Genomic DNA, 15,939 nt, shown 5'->3' with positions numbered 1-15,939 from the left:
GAATAGTCCAGGGTGATGTCTTCAGTGGGCTCCCACCGCAGTGCGGTCGTGCTGTAGACGCGGTTCAGGTCGTCGAAGTTCGTGCTGCCGGTCCCCGTGTTCCGATAGAGGCCGTCGTGCGTCTTGTACCCCACATTCTGTCTGAGGCTCAGGGTCCCGAGGCCCTCCAACCCACTCAACGCGCCCAGTACGCCGCCGTCGGTGACCGCGTTCTTACCGATCAGCGGTAGGTTGGCGGTGACCCGGCCATTGAACGCCTCGAAGTTGCCGACTTCCGTCTTGACGGTGATGGAGCGTTCTTCGGTCGGCTTCTTGGTGATGAAATTGACCGCGCCGCCGACGGCGTTGCGGCCGTACAGGGTGCCTTGCGGACCGCGCAGCACCTCAACGCGCTCAAGGTCCTCCAAGTCGAGGTTGGAACCGATAATCTTTGAGATGTACACGCCGTCGACATACATTCCCACCGCCGGGTCCAGCGCGGCGTTTGGGTCCCCCTGCGTCAAGCCGCGCATGCTGATCGTCGTGCTCGCGGGGCTGCCAGGATTCGTAGTGATGCGTACGTTCGGCGCGCTCTGGCCGAGATCGGCGACATTCGCCACGCCTTTTTCCTCGAGCTTCTCGCTGGTCAGCGCCGTGACGGAGATCGGCGCTTCCTGCAACGGCTCTTCGCGCTTCTGCGCCGTGACGGTGATCTCTTCGATCCCCTCCTCTGTCGCTGGAGCCTTGCTCACAGAGGTCTTTTCCTTCTTTTCCTTCTTCCCCTTGGCCGCCTGTCCCCAACCGGTGGATGGGACTACCAACCCCGCACCGAGAATCAGCACAGCCAGGACACGAATCTGACTTCCCCCATTTGCTTTCATCTCTCTCCTCCCTCCCTGGCGCTCATGGCCGTAAACCGCAAGTATCATGATTTTTTGTTATATGACAATGAAAATTCTGCGCTGGCGCAACCCCTCCCGAAGTGCTACGGACCGAAACCGGGCAGTCCGGTATTCTTCATGGCCCCGGCCATGGGAGACTGCTCATCGTCGGCCCTCCGGCCTACCGCCGATCTCGCGACAGGATGAGTGCGCTGGTAGGAACGGCGGTGCCGGCCGTGACCAGGACATTCTCGACGTTCGACACCTGGTTCACTGACGTGCCGCGCACCTGGCGCACGCCCTCGGCTATGCCGTTCATGCCGTGGATATAGGCCTCACCAATTTGCCCCCCGTGGGGGTTGACCGGGAGCTTGCCCCCGAGCTCGATGTTGCCGTCCTTGATGAACTCTTTCGCCTCGCCACGCCGGCAGAAGCCGAACTCCTCGAGCTGCGGGAGGATGAGCGGCGTGAAATGGTCGTACAGGATCGCCGTCTGCATGTCCTGCGGACCGAGCCCGGTGTCCTCCCAGAGCTGCCGGGCGCACAGCCCCATCTCCGGAATGCCGGAGATCTGCCGGCGATAGTAGCTCTTCATCATCTGCTGGTCCTCGCTGCTGCCTTGGACCGCGGACGCGATCACCGCCGGTGGCTGCCGGAGATCGCGCGCGCGCTCCAGCGTGGTCACGATCAGCGCCTGGCCGCCGTCCGATTCCTGGCAGCAATCCAGCAGATGCAGTGGCTTCACGATCCAGCGGCTCTTCTGGTGATCATCGAGCGTGATGGGGCGCTGGTAGAAAAAGGCACGGGGATTCGTGGCCGCGTGCTTGCGGCACACAACGGCAACACGGCCAAAGTCCTCACTGGTCGCGTCGTACTCGTACATATAGCGGCGGGCAAACATGGCGACCCACTGGGCAGGCGTGAGCAGGCCAAAGGGCGAGCTCCAGCCGAAATCGACCTCGACCGGCGTCGGGCCCGGCATGCGATCCTGCACGCCGGCGCCGAAGCGAAATCCCGACCGTTCGTTGAACGCACGGTACACCAGCACGCACTTGGCCGCGCCGCTGTGCACCGCCAACGCCGCTTGGTGGATCGTTCCGCACGCGGCGCCGCCACCGTGGGGAATGCAGCTGAAGTGGGTAAGCGCTTTGATGCCCAAGTTGCGCGCGACCTCAATCTCCGGGTTCTCCTCGTGCGCGAAGAGCACGGCGCCGTCGATGTGCTCAGGAGCGAGCCCGGCATCGCGGATGGCGGCGTCGCTGCATTCCACCGCGAGCCGCAAGGTGCTGCGCCCGGAGCACTTCGAGAACTCGGTGGCACCGATCCCGACGATGGCGATCTGACCAGCGAACGACTTCTTCATCGGACCGCCTCCCCTTGGCGTGGCAGTTCGAGCCCGGCCGTGCCCGTGACATGGTCGCCCCGCCGATTGTATCCCCTGAGGCCGACTTCGATCAGGCCTCGTCCGTCGTGCACGCTCTTCGACCGCACCGCGCCCGCCAGCGTCATCGTATCGTGCGGGAAGTTGGGAACGCCCAGGCGCATGGTGAGGCTGCGCATCAAGGCCTCGGGGCCTGCCCAGTCGCTGAGGTAGCGCCCGCAAAGTCCCCCTGTCGTGAAGATGTTCATGAAAATGTCCGGCAAGCCCCGCTCGACGGCCGCTTCGCGGTCGTGATGCACGTCCTGGTAGTCCCGCGAGGCGATGGCCCCAGCCACGATGAGTCGCGTGGTGACGGGAATTGGGCAGGGCGGAAGCTCATCACCCACGGCCACCGCGTCGAAGCTCAGCGTCGTCTGCCGGTGCGGCGGCCGCTGCGGCCGAAACATCGGCAGTATGAGATCGGGGTCGGGCTTCTGGAATACCACCTCCACCCGCATGCCGATCGCAACCCGCTCGGGATCGAGGTCGACGATGTTGGTGATGAGTCGGGTCCCCTCTTCCAACTCGACGAGTCCGACCACGTAGGGATAGTCGAAGGCGGGAACCTTCGGATGACAGGGTTCCACGAAACTGTAGACGGTCCCTTTGCCGGAGGACACTTGGTATCCGAAATCGTAACCGCCGCACGCGGGGCAGCGCACCATCGGCGGGTGATGCAACGTACGGCATGTGTTGCAGCGCTGGATGCGGAGCTCACCGACCTTGAAGCCGTCCCAGAAGAACTGCGTGTCGCGACTGATACCGGGGCGTGGGCGAACGGGGCGCGGGCCTTTTGCCGCTTCGGCGCCCTCGGCGTTGGCGGAGCTGCCGGTGCCCGGCTTGAACTTGAGCAGGCGGAGCTGCATGTGCCCGACGGCTGCGCCCGTCTGATCGCGATACTCGGTCCGCATCGTCACGAAGTGTCCGGCACCCAGGGTGGTGTGCTTTTCCTCCGATACGCCGGTGAGCGATTCTACTCCCGTCAGCACATCGCCCGGTTTCAGGTAGCGCAGATACTCCTGCTCCGAGTTCGTCGCCACGACGGATGTGTATCCGGCCGCGTTGAGCCGGCTCAACACGCTCTTCCCCCTCTGCCGGACCTGTCGGGAAATGTTGCCCGGCATCATCCAGGCGTGCAGCATGGCCGGCGGTGCGACGAGGGTTCGATGGATCGACTGCGCCGCAAACGGCGCGTCGGTATACACGGGGTTCTGATCCTCCATGGCATCACACCAGTGCCGGATCATGGGCTGATTGACCGGGTCGCGCGCCAACTCAGGCTGGCTGGCTTTCCCAACTTGGGCGCGCAACTGTTCCAAGAATGCCGCCCTCTCGGCGTCTGTCATCTCGTCTCCTTCATTGCTGTTGCAACCCTCGACCGCGCGCGACTATACCACACGCAAGCGCGAGTGGGCTGGGCGAAAGAAGGAGCGACCATGCGATCGCAGCGATCCCGTAACGACGATTGCCAGAGGCGCTGTCTGTTCGTCACCGCAGCCAACCGGCCGCGGCTGGTGAGGATGGGGCGATGAGCGTGGCGGTCGGATATCCGCTGTCCGGGCTGCGCGTGATCGACCTGTCGACGGAAATCGCCGGCCCCTATTGCACCAAACTGTTTGCCGATGCCGGTGCCGACGTCATCAAAGTCGAGTGCCCCGATGGAGGCGACCCGCTGCGGCGTTGGACGGCCTCGGGCACGCCCATCCCCGCAGGCGACGACGGCGCGTTTTTCCAGCACCTCAACGCCTCGAAACGCAGCGTGACCGCCGACCTCGAGACGACAGCGGGCCGCCAGCTCATACTGGACCTGGCAGCCACCGCCGACATCGTGGTCGAAAGTTTTGCGCCGGGCACCCTGGCGCGCCTCGGCATAAGGCTCGACGCCCTCCAGGCACGCAACCCGGCCCTGTCGCTGGTGTCAATTTCTCCCTGGGGCAGCGCCGGCCCGTGGGTTGGCCGGCCGGCAACCGAGTTCACCTTACAAGCGGCCACGGGGTCGACCGGGTACCGCGGCCTGCGAGACCGCGTGCCGGTCGCCGCCGGCGGCCGCGTGGGTGAATGGATTGCGGGGAGCTTCGCGGCGGTCGGGGCACTCTGCGCCTGGCTCTCGGCACGGAACACCGGAAAGGGGCACCACGTCGATCTCTCGGTGTTCGAGGCGATGGTGCTGGGAATGACGGTGTATCACGATCTCAACGGCCAGTGGTGCCAGGCGCCACTCGAGCGTGCCATCGAGATACCGTCCGTAGAGCCCGCCAAGGACGGATGGGTGGGTTTCTGCACCATCACCGGTCAGCAGTGGAAGGACTTTTGTCTGCTCATCGGTCATCCGGAAGTCGGCGAGAACCCACGCTACCTTCTCGGGCCGAACCGCATGGCCGATCTGCCGTTCATGCAACGGATCATCCACGGCTGGACCCGGCAGCACACGGTCGATGAGATCATCGAGCTTGCTACCCAGTTGCGGATTCCCGCGGTGCCGATCGGCACCGGCCAGACCCTGCCACGGATCGACCACTTCGTCGCGCGCGGAGTGTTCAGCAGCGGTCCCGGAGGATTCGTGCGTCCTCGCCCACCCTACCGGCTCGAGAAAACCCCGCTCCGACCGTTCGGCCCGGCGCCGAAACTCGGCGAGCACACCGCCGCGGTCAGGCGGGAACTGAGCCGTGCAAGGCCCGCGGCCACCGGCGCGGAAGGCGGCTCGACGCTTCCTTTGGCCGGGCTGCGCGTCATCGAACTGACCAGCTTTTGGGCCGGCCCGTTCGCCGCCTGCCACTTGGCGGACATGGGGGCCGATGTGGTCAAAGTGGAGTCGATCCAACGGCCGGACGCGATGCGCTTTGCCGGCGCGGTACCGAACGACCGGTTGTGGGAGTGGTCGGCGGTGTTTGCCGGCGCCAATCTCGGCAAGCGCGACATCACGCTCAATCTGACGAGCCCGGAGGGCATGGGCTTGCTCAAGCGGTTGCTCGCCGGCGCCGATGTCGTCATCGACAACTTCTCCGCGCGGGTATTGGAAAACTTCGGGCTCACCTGGGATAAGGTCCACGCCCTGAATCCCCGCATCATCATGATGCGCATGCCCGCTTTCGGTCTCGACGGGCCGTGGCGAGACCGCACGGGTTTTGCCATGACCGTCGAACAGCTGAGCGGCATGGCCTGGATCACTGGCTATGAGGACTTGCCCCTCGTTCCGCGCGGCGCGTGCGACCCGCTGGCGGGTTTGCACGCCGTGTTCGCACTGCTGCTGGCGCTGGAGCACCGGCGGCGAACCGGCGAAGGCCAACTCGTCGAGGTCCCACTGGTCGAGACGGCCTTGAACGTCGCCGCCGAGCAAGTGATCGAGTACTCAGCCTACGGACACCTGCTGACACGCACGGGCAACCGTGGCCCCTCCGCAGCCCCGCAAGGGGTCTACTGCTGCGCCGAGCGCGGCGAGTACGTTGCCGTTGCCGTGGCCACCGACGCCCAGTGGAGAGCCCTCTGTAGGGTGATCGGCAAGTCCGCTTGGGCGGACGATCCCCGTTTCGCCTCCGCGGCCGGCCGGCGCGAGGCCCATGACGAAATCGACGTGGAGATCGAGCGCTGGCTTTCCACGCAGGACCGCGACGCGGCGGCGGACACGCTCGTCCGCGTCGGCGTTCCGGCCCATGCGCTCATCAACGCCCATTACCTCATGCCCAATCCGCAACTCGAGCACCGGCGTTTCTTCCAGGCCATGCTGCATCCGGTCACCGGGGAGACACGCTATCCGGGACTGCCCATGATCTTTTCCGGACTCCCTCGGCAGACGCACCGGCTGCCCCCACCAACGCTCGGCCAGCATAACGACGAGATCCTCGGCGGCGAGTTGGGACTATCCAAGGACGAGCTGCAGCACCTACGCGAGCGCAAGATCATCGGCGAACGCCCGGTGTTCCTGTGAGGTCGTAGAGGAAATGCTATGAGGCAATACGCCGCACATTCGCGGCGATTTACCCGGCGCCCGTGATCGCGTTGGTCGTCGCATGGTCGCTGGAGAGATGGAGGACCCACATGCGTGCCGCCGTACTGTACGCCTTCAACGAGCCGTTCAAAATCGAGTCGGTCGAACTGCAGGAGCCACGCCAAGGAGAAGTGCTGGTGAAATTGGCTGCGAGCGGCGTGTGTCACACCGATCTGAGCGTGCAGCGGGGCATCGTGCCGATGCGGCCGCCCATCATCATCGGGCACGAAGGGGCCGGCACCGTCGAAGCCGTTGGGCCAGGGGTGACGTCGGTCAAGAAAGGCGATCATGTCGTCTTGACCTGGTTATACAGTTGCGGTCATTGCCGCGACTGCAGCCGTGCCAAACCCCAGCTCTGTCACAGCGCAATCAAGACCATGATGACGGGGGTGATGTACGACGGCACCACCCGCTTCACCGTCGGCGGCAAGGAGACGCGGCATTGGGTCGGGTCGTTTGCGGAATACACGGTGGTGCCGGAGCAAGCCACCGTATCGATTCGGAAAGACGTGCCCTTGGAAAAGGCCTGTCTCGTGGGCTGCGGCGTCATGACCGGCGTCGGTGCGGCGATGAATACCGCCAAGGTGCGGCCTGGCGATCATGTGGCGGTGTTCGGTTGCGGCGGCGTCGGCTTGAATGTCATTCAAGGTGCCGCACTCTGTGGCGCGGAGAAAATCATCGCCGTCGATCTCGTCGAGAACAAGCTGAGGATGGCCGAGGGGTTCGGCGCAACGCATCTGGTGAACGCCAGCCAGGGTGACGCGGCCGATCAGATCAAGCGCCTCACGGACAAGAAGGGCGTCGACTACGCCTTTGAAGTCATCGGCAATCCAGAAGTCATGCAGACCGCCTTTTCCGCCCTGCGTCCGGGCGGCAAGCTGGTGATCGTCGGTGTCCCCCAGGCCAGCGCCCAGGTGACCCTGCCGGCAATGGCGTTCCTGCAGGAGAAGGGCGTCATCGGGTCGTACTACGGCTCGGCGCGCTTCCGCTACGACATGCCGCGGATCTTGGATCTCTACATGGCCAAGAAGCTCAAACTGGACGAGTTGGTCAGCCGGCGCTTGCCGCTCGAGCAGCTCAACACGGCCATGGAGATCATGGAGAAGGGCGAGGTGGCGCGGAGCGTGATCGTGTACTGACCTGCCCTTCTGCGTCAATCCGTCTTCCGCACCGGCGCCGAGAACCAGAAGTCGTCGTCCTTCTCGGTGGGCACTGTCGGTGATGTCGGCGCCGACGGTTGGCCACCGTTGCGGAGCATTTCTTCGATTACCGGCCGGCAGCGCGTGACACCGCCGTCGTTGCCGCAGGTGCCACTGCCGCTGCCGGTGGCCCGGTTCACCTGCTCGACGGTGGTGGCGCCGGCCTTGATGGCGTCACTGATTCTTCCCAGCTTGATTCCCTTGCAGATGCACACCACCCGGAAACGGGCGCGGATCTCTTCGAGCCTCGGTTTGCCGGACATACTCATCGTCTCGCGTGATTGCGGTACTTCTAGACCGCGTAGAGGCGGGCCACTGCAGCGGCTACCTGCTCTGGACTGCGGGCGTCCGTGTCGACTTGATGATGGGCGGCGGCTTCGTAGAGCGGGGTGCGCTCGCGGAGTACCTCCTCCACCTCCTCGGTGAACGACTTGCCCGCGGTGAGGGCCGGACGTGCGGTTCCCTTTTCGATACGCGCGACGATGACCGGCAGCGAGGCCCTCAGCCAAAACAGTTTGCCGCCGCGCCGTAAGTTCTCCACGTTCTCCGGGCGGAGAATCACCCCGCCGCCAGCATCGATGATGATGTGATCGCGCGCGCAAACGCGTTTCGTGACCTCGGACTCAAGATCGCGAAAATAGGGCCATCCGTGTGCGGCCACTATTTCGGGGATCGAGCGGCCCGCCTGGCGGACAATTTCTTGGTCCAGGCTCACCACTTCCATTCCCAGCTTTTTGGAGAGCAGCCGGGCCACCGTCGACTTTCCGGTTCCGCGGTACCCGATGAGCACGAGATTCATCGCGTCTTCGGCTTGGCACCCAGATGCTCGAGCACCACGTCCCGCATGACCTCACGGGGCGCCGTCTTCCCGGTCCACAGCTCGAACTGGATCACGGCCTGATTGACGAACATCTCCACCCCGGAGATCGTTTTGAGCCCGCGCTCCTCGGCAGCGGCCAGCAGCTTGGTCTTGAGCGGGTTGTAGACGATGTCCATCACCGCAAGGTCGCGGTGCAACAGCGACTCGGGAACCGCACTCGCGCCGGTGTCGGGATGCATGCCCACCGGTGTGCAGTGGATGAGCACCTGACTTTCGGCTAGCCGCGCCTCCAGCGTCTTCGGCTCGAGCAGCGCGCAGCTCGCCCTGGTGCCGGTCTTGGTGACGATGTCCCGCGTCAGGGCCTGCAACTCGGGCTCGATGATCCCGAGCAGGAAGAGCGCCGCCGGTTTCGCCTCGGCGAGAGTAAACGCAATGGCACGGGCGGCACCGCCCGACCCCAGAATCGTCACAGTCCTGCCGGCCACCTGCACGCCGGCATCGACAAGCGCCTTCAGCGCACCCGGCCCGTCGCTTCCAAAACCTCTCAGCCGTCCGCCGTCGTTGACCACGGTGTTCACCGAACCGATCCGCCGGTCGACCTCGGCCACCTCGTCCAAATGCGCGATGATCGACACCTTGTGGGGAATGGTGACACTCATGCCGCGAAAGTTCTCGAGCGCGCGCATGCCCGCCACGGCCCCGCCCACATCCTCCACGCGAAACGCCACGTAGACATAATCGAGATTCAGCTCGGCAAAGGCCCGGTTGTGAAGTGCCGGCGACATCGAGTGGCCGACCGGGTTGCCGATCAGCGCACATAGTTTTGTGCTCGGTGTGATATCGGTGATCGATCTCATCGCGCTCCAACCTCAAGGCGCAGCCGTCGTGCGCCATCCGCGGATGCCATCCTGAAACCCGACCACTATACCGACCCGGTCGCCTAGTACAAACAGGCCTTTGCGCAGCCCGGTTTTGCGCCGCCGTCGATTGGCAGCAACAATCGCGCGGCCCTGGCCGGGCGCCTCGGCGAGCGGGTCACCCGTGAGACCTTCCCCGCAGCGACGCGTAGCACCGCTGTCGCGTGGTGCTATGCTGAGTCGCGATGACCACACCTGAAGCAGACAGCCCACTACTGGAGCGGGTACGGGTCACGGGGCTGATCTATGGGCCGCACGGTGTCGGGCGGCTCGACGGCAAGGTCATCTTCATGCGCGGCGTCGCGCCGGGTGAGGAGGTCGACGTTACCGTCAGCGAAGATCATGGATCGTTCGCCTACGCCGAGGTTCATGCGATCGTACAGACCGCACCCGAACGGCGTCTGCCACCGTGTCCCTATCTCCCCCGCTGCGGCGGCTGCCCGTGGCAGCACCTGACCTACGCCGCTCAACTGCGCGCCAAGGAACAGAACCTGCGCGACCACCTCGTGCGGACGGCCGGCCTGCCCAACGTTGCGGTGCTGCCGATCATCGGTTCGCCACAGGAGTTCGGCTACCGCAGCCGCCTGAGCTTGCGGACGCACGCGGGTCACATCGGCTTCTATGCCGCGGCCACGCATGACCTGGTTGCCATCGACCACTGTTTGCTGGGGACCGAGCAGATCGACGCAGCCCTCCGCCTGGCAACAGACCTCGTCCGGCAGCTCGCCAGCCATGTCCGCCGCATCGAGATCATCGAGCACGGCACGGAACCGGGTGTGGTGCTGCTGGCAGAGGTGGAAGGGGATCTCGCCGGCGACGATGCGGCGCGCATCACCAACTGGCTGAGGCGAGATACCGGCTTCGCCCGCGCCCGTGGCGTGATCCTGCAGGGAAGGAGATGGCGCCGCGCCTGGGGCGACGAACGCATCACGCTGCACCCCCAAGAAGACCTGACGTTGACCGGCCGCGCCGGCGTGTTCACGCAGGTCAATCCCGCCGCCAATCGCTTGCTGGTCGCCACCGTCTTGAGCATGGGTGAGTTCGGCGCTGCTGATCGCGTGCTCGACCTTTATGCCGGCGTCGGCAACCTGAGTCTGCCCATTGCACGGCGCGTGGCGAACGTCGTTGCTGTCGAGCAGCACCGTTTGGCCGCCGAGGACGCGCGTGCCAACGCCGCGGCACTGGGGTTCGACTCCTGTGAGGTCATTGCCGATTCGGCCCACAACGCCGTGCGGCGCTTACGCGGCCGGCAGGCGTTTGACGTTATCGTGCTCGACCCGCCTCGAAGCGGCGCCGCGGATGTCGTCGGGGCGCTGCTCGAGACGCCACCGGCGCGGCTGGTCTACGTGTCATGCAACCCGGCAACGTTGGCGCGCGACCTCAAACGCCTGGCCACGCGTTACCGCATCGACGCAGTCCAGCCGATCGATCTGTTCCCGCACTCCTATCACGTCGAAACGATCGCAAAAGCCGTATTGACTTGCTGAACGGCGGCCCATATCTTTTCAGTAGGCTTGCACGCCAACAATGCTCGGGATCAGTTCTAGCGCGCGCGTGTCGGTAATCGCACCACATCCGTGCCAGGAAGGTGTGCTGAGGTACGATGCCTATGAACAAACAGCAGAAGTCGCTGAAACCCAAGATCACCATCATCCCGGGCAAAGGCGTCGCACAGACCATCAACTACCTGATTGAGGACCGCGACCATCTCGATTGGCTGGTCGCGGTCGGACGCAACAATCGCGGCGAGATTTTTTTCTACGACACGGGTGGGGACATCCTCGAAGATCTCGGAACGCTCGAGTACCTCAAGGAGCGCATCGCCCGCGCCCACTTCGGTGACGAACCGGAGTAACACCTTCGATGATTGAGAGGCCTGCAGCAGTTGGTATTTTGAGGCTAGGGGAGGGCTGAGAAATGCGGCTCGAATCGATTTCCTGGAATGGCAACGGCCCGGTCGAGGAGAACACACTCCGACTGCAACTGGAGGAAGAAGGATTCAACGTCTTTCGCTGGCGCGACGAAGCCGGCGCCAGCTACGATCCGCACTCCCACGAGCATGACGAAAGCTTGTGGGTGCTCGACGGCGAGCTGGTGTTCGGCGCGGGGGGCCGCGACTTTCGCCTGCGCCCGGGTGACCGGCTGATGCTCCCAAAAGGGACGGTCCACACGACGCGCACCGGCGGCAGCGGCGCCACGTACCTCATCGGCGAGCGCGTCTGAGAAAAAAGCGATCAGCGATCAGCTCTCAGCCTTCAGCCGAAGAGAAATTATCCTTTTTGCTGAGCGCTGACGGCTGAAAGCTGCAAGCTGCTTCTCTCACACGTGATTGCGCAGCATCAGCTCTTTCGGGTGGGGTTCCAGGTAGACCTGTCCTTTGAGATAGGCCACGTCGAGGCGACGGACGTAGTGCCGCACGAGCGTGATGGGTACCACCAGCGGGACCAGTCCGGAGCCGTAATCCTCAATCAACGACAGGAGCTCTCGACGCGACGTATCGTCGAGCTGTTTCTTGAAGTAGCCGACGATGTGCTGCAGGACGTTCACGTGGCGCCGGGGCGTGGCCGGTATCCGCAGCGCGCCCATGAACCGCGCTGCATAGCGGTCACGCAGCTCCGTTCGTGACCGCGCTTTCGCGCCGGCGACCAGGCGGCCCAATTCCGCGTAGGTGGATGTCGAGTGGGCCAGAAGCTGCAGTTTATGCGCCGTGTGGAATGCCACCAGGCCTCCGAGCGTCCAGCGATCGCTGAAGAACGACCGCAGCCGTCGATACGCGAAAACGCGCTCGACGAAATTCTCTCGCAGCCGGGGATCGCACAGACGGCCTTCTTCCTCGACGGGCAAGTTGGGGTAGCGTTGCAGCAACACCTCGGCGAACAACCCGCGTCCTGACCGCGACGGCATACCGCCCGTGCCATAGACCCGTACGCGCTCCATGCCGCAGCTCGGCGAGCCCTTCTTCAACACATAGCCGCCCAGATCTTCCATCCCCAACGCCGCAACGCGTTGGCGCCCGAACCTGTGCATGGCGGTCGTGTGGTCGGTGTGAGTCCTCGTACCCACCATCCGGATTTCGTCGCCCTGCCGTTCGAGCCGTACCGGCTCGCGCGGCGTGCCCAGGCCCAGCTCGACTTCGGGACAGACGGGCACCCACTCGACGTGGCGCCCGAACGTCTCGGCGAGAAACGCATCGCGCTTGTGCCCGCCGTCGTAGCGCACCTCCTGGCCGAGCAGGCAGGATGACACGCCGATGCGAATGCGAGCGGGAGCGGACCAGGACATCTCCACGGCGTTGGTTTGCATGGATTGCACTCTAGTCGGCGAGGTGCCGACCAGCAAACTTCCATGCGCCCGCACTCGTGCCCGTCCGTGACACTCCTCTCTGCACTCACTATCCGTGCATCTTTCCAGTCGGATACTCGGGAGTTCCGCGTAGGCTAAACGCCACGGGAACCTTCAAGTGTCCGGTTGGTTCTCGGGCCATCGCCAGCAACCCATCAAGTTGAAGGATGGCAACCTTCTGCCCGCCGGATGCGATCACACCGTTACGCTCCCAAGCACTGAGGATGCGGCTGACAGTCCACAGCGCGGTGCCCGTCATCGCGGCCAGGTCTTGCCGCGACAGCGGCAGGTCGATCAACAGGCCGTCTTGGGTCTCGCGGCCGGCTTGCCGCGCCAGGCGGATCAGTGTCCGGGCAATGCGCTGTTCCACACGCTCCGTTGTGAGTCCTTGGTAACGGCTTTGCAGCTCGAACAGTTGATCCTCAAGCTCACTTAGTGCGTTGAGGGCAATGACGGAGTATGTCTTCATGAGCCTGCCGATGACTGTGCGATTCCAGGTGAGAGCCTGGCACCAGCACAGCGCCTGCGCGGACACCGGACGTAGCTGGTCTCCCAAGTCACCCATTGCCCCGAAGAGTTCTCCAGGGCCGACTACACGCAGCAAAACCTGTGTGCCCCGAGGCGCCGCCTGAGTAATTTTCACGCAGCCGTGCCGAAGTAAATACACGGTGTCACCGTGGCCGCCATCTTCAAAGAAGTAGCGCACGCGTTCGACCTCGTGGTTTTCGGCCGCCTGAGCAACCGCCGCCAACTCACTGGGCCCGAGACCATGGAATAGAGGGACCGGTCGTAGAAGTTGAATGAGTGTGTCCAACATGCCTTCCTCCAAAACTTTCGCACCTGTAGAAACCGGGGACCGGCGGGCCGGTTGGGGGGACAACCGCCCGCCGGCCGGGATCCCGGGTCACGACCAACGTCGCGGCACCACGTCGCTCCGTGGGGGCGTCAGTCTGACGGGAGAGAAGGGCTTGTGGGTCGAGCGGGACGCTTCAGTCGGCGAACCGGGATTGGAGCAAACGCGGTCCGCCGTGTCTTCAAAACCAGCAGGAACGCGCCTACCACGACAGGCGTAACCACATGCGCCTCGGCACGAACGGGGAGTGTGAGCCGCCCGTCGTCATTAGCCGCGGGCTCTGAAAGGAGGGCCGCGCGGTTCAATCCCCACCGGTTGTGGGTATGACCGGAAACCTGGGTCAGTGGCCGCAGGACGCCTGCCATAATCGTGAAGAGAATGAGAGCAGCGGCGCCTAGCGTATAGAGCAGCGTCTTTCCGTTGACCGCCCGCATGGCCGTATGGACGACTCGCGATCGTGAAGTATTCACTGCGCCGTCGAGTCCTCTTTCAGGGAGTGCATTCGATGGATCGCCTAGTTGTCCCGCCGAGCAGCTAGTCTGCCCGGCGGCGCGGCCGTTTTCGCGCGTTGCCAAGGAAGGTTAGGGTTTTACCTGAGGTGATTCCGTGAATACTCGAGATCTCAGAGCGTCATGAGTCGTGAGAGGAGGCCTTTGAGGTTGCGCTTCAGGCTGGTTGTTACTGCGTTCATTCTCCTCGCTGTGTTGCCGGGGTTTCTGCGCCCGATTGGTCGCGTTGCCGCTTGCACGCACAAGCAGCCGGGCTCGAGCCAGTTGGTTCTCCTGTCAGAGTCTGCAACAGATGTTGACCCCCCGTTTGCATTACCTATGCGCGTCGATGTACGCGTGTTCGTACCTGTCCTGGTAGGCACGTTCCTAGTAGTTCTGAGGACGCGGCGGATCGCGTTCATTCCAATTCCGGTCCGCCGGCTGAAGCTCCCCGCCCGAACAACAAGCCGATCTCTCCCTTCCAACCAACCCGGTCACTCGGTTACTCGGTAGCGACGGTCGCGTCGCTAGGTGCCGTGGTGACTCGGGATCCGTGCCGGCGGGCAGCTGTGCCCCCATCAGCGCGTTCCACCGGCCCCGGGCCTCATCGAACTTTGGGGATTGAGATCTTTGGAGGAATATTATGTTGCATTCGGCCATAGAAGCACCTGCAGGAACACGTTGGCGTAATGCCGCGGAAGCGAAGGAAACACCGCATGCGGTGACCGCGCGCCCCGAACGGGAACCGTGCTGCCTGTCGAAGGGAGTTGCGCACGTTTCGTTTTCCGGAGGAGGGATTTTTCTCCCCGCGCGCGATCCCTACGATCGGCAGATCCTGATGGAGCACGTCACCCACCACGTCGGAGTGGGTGGTGAAGCGCAGGTTCTTGTCGACGGCCAACGTTGGCTAGTGCGCCTGAGGAGCGGCCATTGTTCCGGCTGCTGCTTCACGTGCGGCTGCATTCCGCAGCCGGCTTGCTACGCCGCCGCCGATGGCGGAGCGGCGTGCTGCATGCAGTGCGCGTTCGGATGTACTTCCGAGCCTCTGCCGACGCATCACGAGCTACGCACCCGTGCGACCTGAAACGACGCGACCTCGATTGGCCGTCACGGCGATCCTGATGGGCATGTTGCCCATCAGGACGCTCGTCCCGGCGGGCCGCGCAAGGCCCGGAGTTGTGATAGGCATGATCGAACGATGCAGGACTAGCCCAACTTCCGCAGTTTGAGGGATCGAGCCTAGGCGCTTCAAGGGGTTTCCCTCAAAAGTTGGCACTACATTCTCAACACAGGCCGCTGGGGATACGCAGGCGCTCTGGGAGCCGTACCCGCAGGCGGTCAAGCAGCATCGCCTGGGCTGGCTCGGGACGAACGACGCATCGGATCTTCACCTCCTTTTTTGGATCGTCGGCCAACGGGAGGGCGACCTCGACACTTTGAATCTCTCGGAGTTGGTCGAGCAGGAAGCGCGGACTGTTGCCGAGCCGAGCCCTCGCCTGCCACTGCTCCAGAGTCTTCCACAGAACGTACGCTAGGAAGCAGATGAGGATGTGCGCCTGCACCCGGTCGGCTCGCTGGTGCCAAATGGGCCGCAAGGAAAGATCACTCTTGTGAATGCGAAACGCCGACTCCGCCTCGGTCAGCTGGATGTACGTCTTCCACAGCGCCTCAGGCGTCCAGTCCAGAATGTTGATCTGTAACACATAGACCCCCTCGCTCTGCTCTGCCCAGTCCTCCCACTTCGGGTCTACCGGCCACTGCAGCCGTAACCCAGCGGGCTTGTCCGTCGCGGTCTCAAACGTGATCTGGTAGCGCTTGGCGGCGCGGCTGTTGCGCTGCAGCAGGCGTCCTACTTGGCGCTCTACCTGCTCCCGATCGATTGGCTGCTTGGAACGTTCGATCCGCCCGGCCAAGCGCTTGAGCGCGGCCTCGATGCGCAGGCTGAAGCGTCCATGCATGGCTTTCTCTTTGGCCCGACGTTGCGTGGAGCGACAGATCAAGAAGACCTCGGTGGGGTTGCCTTCCTCCCGGCATAGCTTCACCTCGACACCGTCG

The 15,939-nt window shown here is 64.0% G+C and carries 14 protein-coding genes; 5 read left to right on the top strand and 9 right to left on the bottom strand.

Going from position 1 to position 15,939, the window contains the following annotated elements:
• The 3 genes from VF515_18615 to VF515_18605 all read right to left on the bottom strand — a co-directional run.
• Positions 1 to 860: TonB-dependent receptor (locus VF515_18615; protein ID HEX7409646.1), on the bottom strand; the 860-nt coding region annotated here is incomplete at its 3' end.
• A 181-nt stretch (positions 861 to 1,041) separates the two neighbouring features.
• Positions 1,042 to 2,223, bottom strand: coding sequence for a lipid-transfer protein (locus VF515_18610; GenBank protein HEX7409645.1), 1,182 nt, complete (start codon positions 2,221 to 2,223; stop codon positions 1,042 to 1,044).
• A complete protein-coding gene (locus tag VF515_18605) occupies positions 2,220 to 3,626 on the bottom strand; it encodes a MaoC family dehydratase N-terminal domain-containing protein (protein HEX7409644.1) in 1,407 nt (468 codons plus the stop codon). Before VF515_18605 ends, VF515_18610 begins: the two co-directional genes overlap by 4 nt.
• Positions 3,627 to 3,808: 182 nt before the next feature.
• Between VF515_18605 and VF515_18600 the strand changes: the two genes are divergently transcribed.
• Both VF515_18600 and VF515_18595 read left to right on the top strand, forming a co-directional pair.
• The gene (locus VF515_18600) at positions 3,809 to 6,205 is read left to right on the top strand and encodes a CoA transferase (protein HEX7409643.1); all 2,397 of its coding nucleotides are present in this window, start codon (positions 3,809 to 3,811) and stop codon (positions 6,203 to 6,205) included.
• A gap of 110 nt (positions 6,206 to 6,315) precedes the next feature.
• On the top strand, positions 6,316 to 7,404 hold the full coding sequence (locus tag VF515_18595; GenBank protein HEX7409642.1) for a Zn-dependent alcohol dehydrogenase: 1,089 nt from the start codon (positions 6,316 to 6,318) through the stop codon (positions 7,402 to 7,404).
• A 14-nt stretch (positions 7,405 to 7,418) separates the two neighbouring features.
• Here the strand turns inward: VF515_18595 and VF515_18590 are convergent, their stop codons facing one another.
• Genes VF515_18590 through VF515_18580 form a run of 3 tightly spaced genes read right to left on the bottom strand, consistent with a single transcriptional unit; the run spans position 7,419 to position 9,141 of the window.
• Positions 7,419 to 7,727: a (2Fe-2S)-binding protein gene (locus tag VF515_18590; protein ID HEX7409641.1), complete on the bottom strand. Its 309-nt coding sequence runs from the start codon at positions 7,725 to 7,727 to the stop codon at positions 7,419 to 7,421.
• A gap of 29 nt (positions 7,728 to 7,756) precedes the next feature.
• Positions 7,757 to 8,263 carry a shikimate kinase gene (locus tag VF515_18585; protein HEX7409640.1) on the bottom strand — a complete coding sequence of 169 codons (507 nt, stop codon included), beginning with the start codon at positions 8,261 to 8,263 and terminating at the stop codon, positions 7,757 to 7,759.
• Entirely contained in the window at positions 8,260 to 9,141 is an 882-nt protein-coding gene (locus tag VF515_18580) for a shikimate dehydrogenase (protein HEX7409639.1), read from the bottom strand. The genes VF515_18585 and VF515_18580 overlap by 4 nt, the downstream gene beginning before the upstream one ends.
• A gap of 245 nt (positions 9,142 to 9,386) precedes the next feature.
• Between VF515_18580 and VF515_18575 the strand changes: the two genes are divergently transcribed.
• The 3 genes from VF515_18575 (at position 9,387) to VF515_18565 (ending at position 11,424) form a co-directional block, all read left to right on the top strand.
• Positions 9,387 to 10,688: a class I SAM-dependent RNA methyltransferase gene (locus VF515_18575; GenBank protein HEX7409638.1), complete on the top strand. Its 1,302-nt coding sequence runs from the start codon at positions 9,387 to 9,389 to the stop codon at positions 10,686 to 10,688.
• A gap of 122 nt (positions 10,689 to 10,810) precedes the next feature.
• The gene (locus VF515_18570) at positions 10,811 to 11,056 is read left to right on the top strand and encodes a hypothetical protein (protein HEX7409637.1); all 246 of its coding nucleotides are present in this window, start codon (positions 10,811 to 10,813) and stop codon (positions 11,054 to 11,056) included.
• A gap of 62 nt (positions 11,057 to 11,118) precedes the next feature.
• Positions 11,119 to 11,424 (top strand): cupin domain-containing protein, encoded by a 306-nt coding sequence (locus VF515_18565; GenBank protein HEX7409636.1) that lies wholly within the window; start codon positions 11,119 to 11,121, stop codon positions 11,422 to 11,424.
• A 96-nt stretch (positions 11,425 to 11,520) separates the two neighbouring features.
• On the opposite strand, the gene VF515_18560 is transcribed toward VF515_18565, so the two are convergent.
• The 3 genes from VF515_18560 to VF515_18550 all read right to left on the bottom strand — a co-directional run.
• Positions 11,521 to 12,504: a DUF523 and DUF1722 domain-containing protein gene (locus tag VF515_18560; GenBank protein HEX7409635.1), complete on the bottom strand. Its 984-nt coding sequence runs from the start codon at positions 12,502 to 12,504 to the stop codon at positions 11,521 to 11,523.
• Positions 12,505 to 12,592: 88 nt separating this feature from the next.
• Positions 12,593 to 13,360 (bottom strand): Crp/Fnr family transcriptional regulator, encoded by a 768-nt coding sequence (locus VF515_18555; protein HEX7409634.1) that lies wholly within the window; start codon positions 13,358 to 13,360, stop codon positions 12,593 to 12,595.
• 1,807 nt (positions 13,361 to 15,167) lie between these two features.
• The coding region (locus tag VF515_18550; protein ID HEX7409633.1) for a hypothetical protein at positions 15,168 to 15,939 on the bottom strand (772 nt) is incomplete at its 5' end.

Source organism: Candidatus Binatia bacterium, assembly GCA_036382395.1.
Taxonomy (GTDB): Bacteria; Desulfobacterota; Binatia; order HRBIN30; family HRBIN30; genus JAGDMS01.
Note: the sequence above shows the minus strand (reverse complement) of the source record. Positions and strands in the feature narration are given on the sequence as shown.